Here is an 8,709-nt window from a genome sequence, read left to right as displayed (position 1 = left end):
GTAGTAGACGACGGGAACCCCGCGGCGCCGGGCCCGCCGCGCGAGTAATTTATTGAACCCGGCGAAGTCCACAAAGACCGCCGCGTCGCAACCCTCGAGCGCCCGGTCCAGGGTATCCAGCGCCCGCCGGACCTGACCCAGTTTCGAGAAGGCCTCGGCGATGCCGATGAGCGCCAGGTCGCCGTAGACGAGGTCGAGGTCAACCCCGGCCTCCTTGAGTAACGGCCCGCCAAGGCCCCGGGCCGCCAGGTCGGGGAATTTCACCCGCAATGCGCGTAGAAGCCCCGCGGCGTGCAGGTCGCCCGAGGCCTCCCCGGCGGAGATGAGGAGCTGGTACGGACGGGTCATGGCGAGATGATAGCGCGGCGTCCGCCGGGGGTCAAACGAAACCCCCTCTCCCTTCCAGGGAGAGGCTCGCCTACGGGTTAGGGTGAGGGTTGAGGCGTGAAAGCGGCGGGGATAGGAATCCCCGCCCTACGTCATCCCACGCGAATCCCACCGTAGGGGCGACCCTCTGCGGTCGCCCGCGGCCCGACCTAAACAGCGCGCCGACGGGCCGGGGTGAGGGGCGAGGCGGCCCCCCTCTCCCCGTGGGAGCGGCTCGCCGACGGGGATGAGGGTGAGGGCTACCTTTAAACAAATCCCCTCCCCCCTCTGGGGGGAAGCGCGCTTACGGGTTAGGGAGGGGGGCGGGCGGGTCTGGAGACCCGCCCCTACGTCATCGCAACCACGGGTAAAGGGTAAAAAAACGGAGACCCGCGGTCTCCCTCTCCCTGTGGGAGAGGGATTAAGGGTGAGGGCTTCTATAAACCACCTCCCCCCTCTGGGGGGAGGGTCAGGGAGGGGGGTGTAGCGGCCCCCTCTCCCTTTTAGGGAGCGGCGCGCCGACGGGTCGGGGTGAGGGTAGAGGTAGGGAACGTGAAAACGGCGGGGATAGGAATCCCCGCCCTACGTCATTGCAACCGGGTAGAGGGTATAAAAAACGGAGACCCGCAAGGGACTCGCCCCAGGGTCGCCCCAAAACGACCTTCGGCGGCATGCCGCATCACCCGTCCCGTAGGGCCAGGGCCGTGGCCACGGAGTAGTAGCGCTCGTGGGCGATGGAGATGAACCAGCGGTTGATCCCCCGCTCCCGGGCCAGATTCCGGGCGTTTCCGTGGAGCTCGAGGCTGACCCCGCCGCCGGGCTCGGGCACCACCTCGAACTCGTGGAAGAAGGAACCCTGCCCCCAGCCGCAGCCCAAGGCCTTCATCGCCGCTTCCTTGACGGCGAAGCGGGCGGAGAGCCTGGCCAACAGGCCCGGCGAAATCTCGGCCCCCAAGTCCCGCGGCCACTCCCGCTCGCTGAACACGTGGCGCCGCAGCCGCTCCTCGCGCCCCGAGCGGAAGAGCTTGCTGAAGCGCGCCAGCGAGACCACGTCTATGCCCAGCCCCAGGATGTCGCTCAAAGGTTCATCCCCCCGCGACGGCCGACGCGCGTATTATAGCACTTCCTAGCGCGGCGGGCCGGGGTTGCAGTCCTTGCAGGGCTCGAGACCCTCGCCGACGGCGTCCTCCCGGCTCAACCGGCGCAGGTTCTCTTTGCCGCGCACGTGCGGGCAGTACGGCGCGTGGTAACTGCCTCCGTGCTCGGTGACGTAGACGAAGTGCCCGGCGTAGACGTCGGGCATCTGCGCGTCGCCGGCGGCGGTGGTCTCCGACGGACCCGGCTCGGTGGTCACCCCGGCCTCGGCGGCCGGCTCTTCCTTGTCCGCGTTGCACCCGGCGAGCGCCAGGAGCGCCAACGCCAGTATCACGAACAGCGGCAGCAAACGCATCTTTTACCTCCCTTGAAGTTCACCGGACTTCCTGGGGCCGGTAGCGCCACAGCGCCAACAAGAATCCGACCACCCCGTACCCCAGGAGCACCAGGCAGGGGACCAGGACGTCGCCCAGGCCGCCGCCGAAGGTGAAGAGCTCCGCGTAGGCGTCCATGGCCCAGGCGTTTATCGTGACGTGCGCCAGGGACTGCATCCACTCCGGCGTGATGAAGAGCGGCCACCAGCTTCCGCCCAGGGCGCTCATCACCAGAATCACCAAGAGGCCGAGCTGGTCTATCTGCTTGGCGGTGCGGCAGAAGGCCAACAGGGCCAGCGCCAGCCCCACCGAAGCGATGACCACGCACAAGCTCACCAGCAGAAGGGCCACCGTCGAGCCGGGGTAGACCGCCCCGAAGGCCACCGCCCCGAAGCCGAACAGAAGGCCCATCTGCGCCACGGGCAGCGTCACCAGGAAGCCGGACTTCCCCAAGAGGTAGCCCTTGAGCGAGAGCGGCGAGGTGAGGATGCGCCGGGCGAGGCCCTTCTCGCGCTCGGCCAGTACGCCCGCCGCCGCCGACGCGGCCCCGAACAGCGCGAACATCACCGCGTAACCCGGCACGTACTGCAGGATGGCGTCCCACTCCGCCGCCGTGGCCCGCACCTCCTCGGTCGTCACCCGCACCGGCGACCCGGACTCGGTGAAGTCCTGCCAGTCCAGCGACCCCCCCGACCCCTCCTCCTCGGTGATGTAGGAGCGGATCTCGCCGCGCACGTCCTCCCGCGCCTGGGGGGAGACGAACGCCGTCTCGTCGAGGAAGCGGTCGGCCATGCGCAGGGCGACGTTCTTCCCCGCCGGGGCGATGGAGGCGCCCTGGACCAGGTTCTCGAGCACCCGGAGTTCCACGTCGCGCCGGGGGTTTGTTAAAAGGGTGAGCCCGGCGTCGAGGTTTTTCTCCACCGCATCGGTGAAACCGGCGGGGATTAAAAGCGCCGCGGCGTAGTCGTTGTCACTGAGGGCCGTCCGCGCCGCGGCCTCGTCCGGCAGGGGGACCAGCTCGCACACCCCGGTGTCGGTGATGGTGGCCAAGAGGGTCTTGGCGGCCTCGCCGCCGTCGGAGTCCACCACGGCCAGCTCGATGACCCAATCCCCGCCCCCGGAGAAGGCGAAGCCGACCACCAGCATCATCCCGATGGGCAGGAGGGAGGAGAGGAGGACGGCCTTGGGGTCGCGCAGGAACGCGCGCCAGTCCTTCTTGAATATGGCCCAGAGTCGTTTCATTTTACCTAAGAAGTGTAATTATACCTTCAGCTTGCCAATTAGGTGGATTAGGTTGATAATTTATAAAATTTCCTCTAACAAAAAATAAAGAAAATAGAGGGTGAAAGAATCCAAGGGTTGTTAATGCTGCAATTAAAGCATCAGCTCTGTGATTTCTTGTTGGATTACCTGTACCCAGTGAGTTGTTGATAATATTTACCACATTACTTACATTGTTTAAGGTATTTAAAACTCTGCTAAAATTTTGCATTGCATTATTTTGCCTAACAAAGTTGATGGTTGCTCTTGGAAATACCTCAATAACATTGTTGGATACAAAACCATTCTGTAAATAATTTTGCCAGGATTGTGGGTCATATTGATAATTATTAGCAAATAAATAGTATAATGCCATACCATTAAATATCCATTGCCAAGGACTTATATGTATTCTTTGAACTGCTATAGATGGTGTCCATTGCGGATTAATTCTATGGGGTCTCTGTAAAACATGATTCAAGAATAATTCAGTAGCTCTTCCATGCCAATTTAATCTTCTGGATAACCCAGAAGGGCAATCGATACCTATAAAAATACGGCAGCTTTTATTAATTCTCACTTGGCTAATAAATTGAATTAAACTCTGTTGTATTTGTTGTGGTATAATTTGAGTCTGTTGCGCAATATTATTAACAATTCCATTAGCATTGGCGACAATTCGGTGTATGTTATTTATAGCCGTATTTATATTTATCATAGAAAAAGTTACATTGTTTGTTGTCCAATTTATTAAAGCAATGTCTATCTGCCTTAGAGCTACATCAAACCCAATACTATACATCTTTATTCCTCCTACTCGTCGCGCAGGGCGCGACCGGTGAGGGACAGGAAAACCGTCTCCAGGTCGGCCCGGACGATGTCCACCCCGCCCACGCTTAAGCCCGCGCCGTTCAGAAGGACAACCGCCGACGCCAAAACCTGCGCCGCGGGGTCGGTGAAAAGCGTCAGCCGCCCGTCGCCGGAGGAGAGCTCGACCACGCCCGCCAGCCCCCGCAGCGCCGATTCGAGCTCCCCGGAAACCTCACCGCCCGTGAGCTCGAAGTCTATCCGCGTCCGCTCCCCGGAGAGCTTCAGCAATTCCGCCTCGGTGCCCAGCGCCAGCAGCCGTCCGTGGTCCAGGATGGCGATGCGCTCGCAGAGCGCCGAGGCCTCCTCCATGTAGTGGGTGGTGTAGATGACGGTGGTCCCGTCGGCGGCGAGGGAGCGGATGGTGTCGAAGATGTGGGCCCGCGACTGGGGGTCCACGCCGGCGGTGGGCTCGTCGGCGAGGAGTATCCGGGGGCGGTGGACGAGGGCGCAGACGAGGTTGAGCCGCCGGGACATCCCCCCGGAGAAGCGCTTCACCGGCTCACGCGAGCGGTCCGTGAGCCCCGCCACCCCGAGGGCCCAGTCCACCCGTTGCGCGAGCTCCCTCCGGGTGAGGCCGTAGAGGGAGCCGAAGAAGGCGAGATTTTCGCGGGCGGTGAGCCCCTCGTAGAGGGCTATCTCCTGGGGTGCCAGGCCCAGGTTGCGCCGCGCCTCGGGCCGCGTGGGCGGCAGGCCGGCCAACCGCACCTCCCCAAAGTCCGGGGCGATGTAGCCGGCGATTAAATTGAGGGCGGTGGTCTTCCCGGCGCCGGTCGGGCCCAGGAGACCGAAGAGCGCGCCGGGGCGGACGGCGCGGTCCCCCCCGTCCACGGCGGCCAGCCCGCCGTAGCGCTTCACCGCCCCGCGCAACTCCACCGCGGGCGGTCGTACTCTGGTAGAATCGGCGTCGTTGACCATCGCATCCGAGGATAATATTTCGCCGTCCGCGTGTCCAGCGGTTTCCGTCCTCATGCCGGTTTACGAGGCTAGGGGCCCCCTGGCGCGGGCGGTCGCCTCGTGCCTCGACCAGCGGGGCGTCGAGCTTGAGCTGGTCTGCGTGGACGACGGCTCCACGGACGGGAGCGGGGAGTTTTTGGGGAAGCCGGCCCGGCGGGATTCGAGAATCAAGGTCATCCGCGGGCCGCACCGGGGGCTGGTCGCCGCGCTCAACCGGGGGCTGGCCGAGTGCCGGGGAAAATTCGTGGCGCGCATGGACGCCGACGACGCCATGCTCCCCGGGCGGCTACAGAGGCAGGTGGATTATTTAAAGGCGCGGGCCGAGCTGGCGGGCGTCGGCTGCCTGGTCCGGGTCGAGCCGGAGGGCGGGATGACCGCCGGGGCGCGGCGATACCTGGATTGGAGCAACTCCCTGACGACGCCCGGGGACATCCGCCGGGAAATTTTCGTCGAGAGCCCGCTGGTCCACCCGACGATGACGCTCCGGAGGGAAGTTCTTGAACAAGTCGGCGGTTGGCGCGACTACGACGGACCCGAGGATTACGACCTCTGGTTACGCCTGCTTTTTGACCACGGTTTGCACTTGGCCAAGGTGCCGGAGGTGCTGCACGTCTGGAGCGACCGGCCGGACCGTCTGACGCGCACCGACCCGCGTTACCGCCCGGCGGCGTTCCTGGAATTGAAGTGCCGCTACCTGGAGAAATACGCCGTCGAGCCGCGCGGGGGGTACGTCCTCTGGGGCTGCGGGCCGGTGGGCAAGGCGCTCGCGCGCGGGTTGGAAAAGTTGGGCTGGAGGCCGGAGGCGATCGTGGAGGTGCACCCGGGGAGGATCGGGGAAAAAATTTTCGGCGCGCCGGTTATTCCGGTCGAGCGGGCCACGGAGTTTTCCCGGTTCGTTCATCTGGGGGCGGTGGGGCAGGCCGGGGCGCGGGAGCGGATGCGGGGGGAGATCGGGCGCCTGGGGCTGGTGGAGGGGGGGAATTTTTTCTTCACCGCGTGAGGACGCGGCGACCCGAACTCCGGTTTTGCCAAATGTAGGGCGGGGACTTTAGTCCCCGCCGATCCGCCCCTCACCCTAGCCCGTAGGCGCGCCTCTCCCGAAAAGGGAGAGGGGACGCGCGGCAGACCTCACCCCGTCTGCCGCGAAACTGTAGGGCGGGGATTTTAACCGAGCGAAGCGAGCTATGCCCCCGGCAAATCCCCGCCGCTTTTACCCCTCACCCTAGCCCTCCCCCCAGAGGGGGGAGGGGACCGCTTCACCCCTCGCCCTCGGTTGCGATGACGTAGGGGCCGACCTTTAGGGCGGCCCGTTTATTTACAAGGTAGCCCTCACCCCGACCCGTCGGCGCGCCGCTCACACAGGGAGAGGGAGACCGCTGCACCCCCCTCCCTAGCCCGTAGGCAAGCCTCCCCCCAACGGGGGGAGGGGACCGCTGGTAGCCCTAACCCCAAGGGGGAGGGGGAAAGGGGCTATTTCTTCCGGCGCTTGACCGGGGCCTTTTTCTCCTTCGGGACCGTCTTCTCCTTCGGGACCGTCTTCTCCTTCGAGACTTTTTTCTCCTTCGGGGCTTTCTTCTCCTTCGGGGCCGACGGGACCACGTTGCCGTCGTCGTCGCGCTCGAAGTTCAGCGTCCCCCGGCACTTGGGGTAGCGGGAGCAGCCGAGGAACTCGCCCTTCCGCCCGTGGCGGACCACCAGGGGCTCACCGCACTCGGGGCAGGGTATCTCCGTTTTTTCCGCCGGGGGCCTCGGCGCCTGCTCCCCACCACCCAGACGGCGTTTGTTCTTGCAGTCGGGGTAACCGGTGCAGCCCAGGAACGGCCCGAAACGGCTCCGCTTGAGCGCCATCGGCTTGCCGCACAACTCGCAGACCTCCCCGGTTGCGGCGGCCTCCTCCGCCCGGTCCGCCAGCACCACGCGGCCGCCCGCGTCGCGGCGGAAGTTCGAGGTGAAGTCGCACTCGGGGTACTGCGAGCAGCCGACGAAGGCCCCCGCCCGCCCGAAACGGATGGTCAGCCCCCCGCCGCACTTCGGGCAGACCGGCTCTTTCAGGACGGTGTTTTCGCCCCGATGTTTCGGGAGCTCCTCTTCCGCCCGCTCGAGCTCCAGGGCGAAGGTCGCGTAAAAAGCGGCCAGAACCTCGCGCCACTTCTTCTCCCCCCGGGCTATCCCGTCCAGCTCCTCCTCCAGCTCCGCGGTGAACTCCACCTTCAGCACCCGGGGGAAACCGGCCACCAGGAGCTTGGTGACCAGTCGTCCCAGCTCCGTGGGGAAGAAGGAGCGGTTCTCGTCTCGCTCGACGTAGTCCCGCTGCTGGAGGGTGGAGGTGATGGCGGCGTAGGTGGAGGGCCGGCCGATGCCCCGCTTCTCCAGCTCCTTGACCAGGGAGGCCGGCTTGTAGCGCGGCGGCGGCTGGGTGAACCGCTGCCGTCCGTCGAGCCAGGCGGGTTCCAGCACGTCGCCCTCGGCGAGCGCGGGCAGGACGACGTCCTTCGCCTCGCCCTGGTCCGGGTAGAGGGCGAGGAAGCCGGGGTCGCGCAGGCGCGAGCCCTTGGCGGAGAACTCGGCCCGGCCAGACTCTATCCGGGCGTCCTCCTTGTCGTAGACCGCCGGTGTCATCTGGCCGGCCAGGAAGCGCCGCCAGATCAAATCGTACAGCCGCCGCTGCTCCTGGGAAAGGTGTTGTTCGAAATCTCCGGGCTCGAGGAAGGGGTCGGTGGGGCGGACGGCCTCGTGGGCGTCCTGGGCGCCCTTGCCTCTCGCGTATACCTGTGGCAACTCGGGGAGCCACTGCGGGTGGTTTATCCCTATCCACTTCCGCGCCAGGCCGAGCCCCTCGTCGGACACGCGGACCGAGTCGGTGCGCATGTACGTAATCAGGCCGACCTGGCCCAGCCCGCCCAGCTCGACCCCCTCGTAGAGCTGCTGGGCCACGAGCATCGTCCGCTTGGGGTCGAAGCCCAGGCGCGTGGAGGCGTCCTGCTGGAGGGTGCTGGTGATGTAGGGCGGCGGGGGCGGGCGCCGATACTCGCGCTTCGTGTAGGAGCGGACGGTCCAGGGGCCCTCCCGGACCTCGTAGAGAAGCTCCCGGACTCCGGGCCAGTCGCCGAGCTCGGCCGTCTTCCCTTCCAATTTAACTAAATCGGCCTCGAGGGGCTCCCCGGCGGGGGTCGCCAGGCCCGCGACGACGGTCCAGAACTCCACCGGGACGAAGGCCTCTCGCTCCTCCTCCCGTTCGACGACGAGGCGGAGCGCCACCGACTGGACCCGCCCCGCCGAGAGGCCGCTCCGGACGGTCTTCCACAGAATCGGCGACACCTTGTACCCCACCAGGCGGTCCAGGATCCGCCGGGCCTGCTGGGCGTCCACCAGGTTCTGGTCTATCTCCCCCGGGTTTTCCAGGGCGCGCGTCACCGCCGACCGGGTAATCTCGTTGAAGCTGATGCGGTGGATCGGCCCCCGGCCGTCAATGAGGGAGGCCAGGTGCCAGCAGATGGCCTCCCCCTCGCGGTCGGGGTCGCAGGCGAGATAGACGGTCCCCGCTTTCTTCGCGGCCCGGCGGAGCTCCTCGACGATATTCTTCTTGTCCGGGATGACCTCGTAGGTGGGCTCGAAACCGTGCTCCACGTCCACGCAGAGCTTGCTCTTCGGCAGGTCGCGGACGTGGCCACTACTATGGGCCACATCATAGCCTTCCCCCAGGAATTTCTTCACCGTCTTAACCTTGGTATAGCTCTCGACGATGACCAGGGGCTTTCCGGCGGTGCGGCTGCGGGGTGCGCTCTTAGGC

General features: G+C 65.3%; 8 protein-coding genes. 1 reads left to right on the top strand and 7 read right to left on the bottom strand.

The features are described from left to right. The 6 genes from NTW26_07555 to NTW26_07530 all read right to left on the bottom strand — a co-directional run. The coding region (locus NTW26_07555) for a lipid-A-disaccharide synthase (GenBank protein ID MCX7022109.1) at positions 1-348 on the bottom strand (348 nt) is incomplete at its 3' end. A gap of 697 nt (positions 349-1,045) precedes the next feature. Beyond that, the gene (locus tag NTW26_07550; protein ID MCX7022108.1) at positions 1,046-1,447 is read right to left on the bottom strand and encodes a holo-ACP synthase; all 402 of its coding nucleotides are present in this window, start codon (positions 1,445-1,447) and stop codon (positions 1,046-1,048) included. A gap of 45 nt (positions 1,448-1,492) precedes the next feature. Beyond that, a complete protein-coding gene (locus NTW26_07545) occupies positions 1,493-1,816 on the bottom strand; it encodes a hypothetical protein (protein ID MCX7022107.1) in 324 nt (107 codons plus the stop codon). Between the two features lie 19 nt (positions 1,817-1,835). Next, positions 1,836-3,077: an ABC transporter permease gene (locus NTW26_07540; protein MCX7022106.1), complete on the bottom strand. Its 1,242-nt coding sequence runs from the start codon at positions 3,075-3,077 to the stop codon at positions 1,836-1,838. A 1-nt stretch (position 3,078) separates the two neighbouring features. Then, entirely contained in the window at positions 3,079-3,897 is an 819-nt protein-coding gene (locus NTW26_07535; GenBank protein ID MCX7022105.1) for a hypothetical protein, read from the bottom strand. Between the two features lie 11 nt (positions 3,898-3,908). Continuing rightward, a complete protein-coding gene (locus tag NTW26_07530) occupies positions 3,909-4,934 on the bottom strand; it encodes an ABC transporter ATP-binding protein (GenBank protein MCX7022104.1) in 1,026 nt (341 codons plus the stop codon). Here NTW26_07530 and NTW26_07525 point away from each other — a divergent pair. Beyond that, positions 4,933-5,919, top strand: a complete 987-nt coding sequence (locus NTW26_07525) for a glycosyltransferase (protein MCX7022103.1) — start codon at positions 4,933-4,935, stop codon at positions 5,917-5,919. The genes NTW26_07530 and NTW26_07525 overlap by 2 nt on opposite strands. A 470-nt stretch (positions 5,920-6,389) precedes the next feature. Here the strand turns inward: NTW26_07525 and topA are convergent. Continuing rightward, positions 6,390-8,709 (bottom strand): type I DNA topoisomerase (gene topA, locus NTW26_07520; protein ID MCX7022102.1); only part of this gene is annotated, 2,320 nt, incomplete at its 5' end.

This window comes from bacterium (assembly GCA_026398675.1).
Classification (GTDB): domain Bacteria; phylum RBG-13-66-14; class RBG-13-66-14; order RBG-13-66-14; family RBG-13-66-14; genus RBG-13-66-14.
Note: the sequence above shows the minus strand (reverse complement) of the source record. Positions and strands in the feature narration are given on the sequence as shown.

Coding starts and splice junctions, on each gene's coding strand:
- NTW26_07525 (MCX7022103.1), top strand. CDS start 4,933: ATGCCGGTTTACGAGGCTAGGGGCCCCCTGGCGCGGGCGGTCGCCTCG.
- NTW26_07540 (MCX7022106.1), bottom strand. CDS start 3,077: ATGAAACGACTCTGGGCCATATTCAAGAAGGACTGGCGCGCGTTCCTG.
- NTW26_07535 (MCX7022105.1), bottom strand. CDS start 3,897: ATGTATAGTATTGGGTTTGATGTAGCTCTAAGGCAGATAGACATTGCT.
- NTW26_07545 (MCX7022107.1), bottom strand. CDS start 1,816: ATGCGTTTGCTGCCGCTGTTCGTGATACTGGCGTTGGCGCTCCTGGCG.
- NTW26_07530 (MCX7022104.1), bottom strand. CDS start 4,934: ATGAGGACGGAAACCGCTGGACACGCGGACGGCGAAATATTATCCTCG.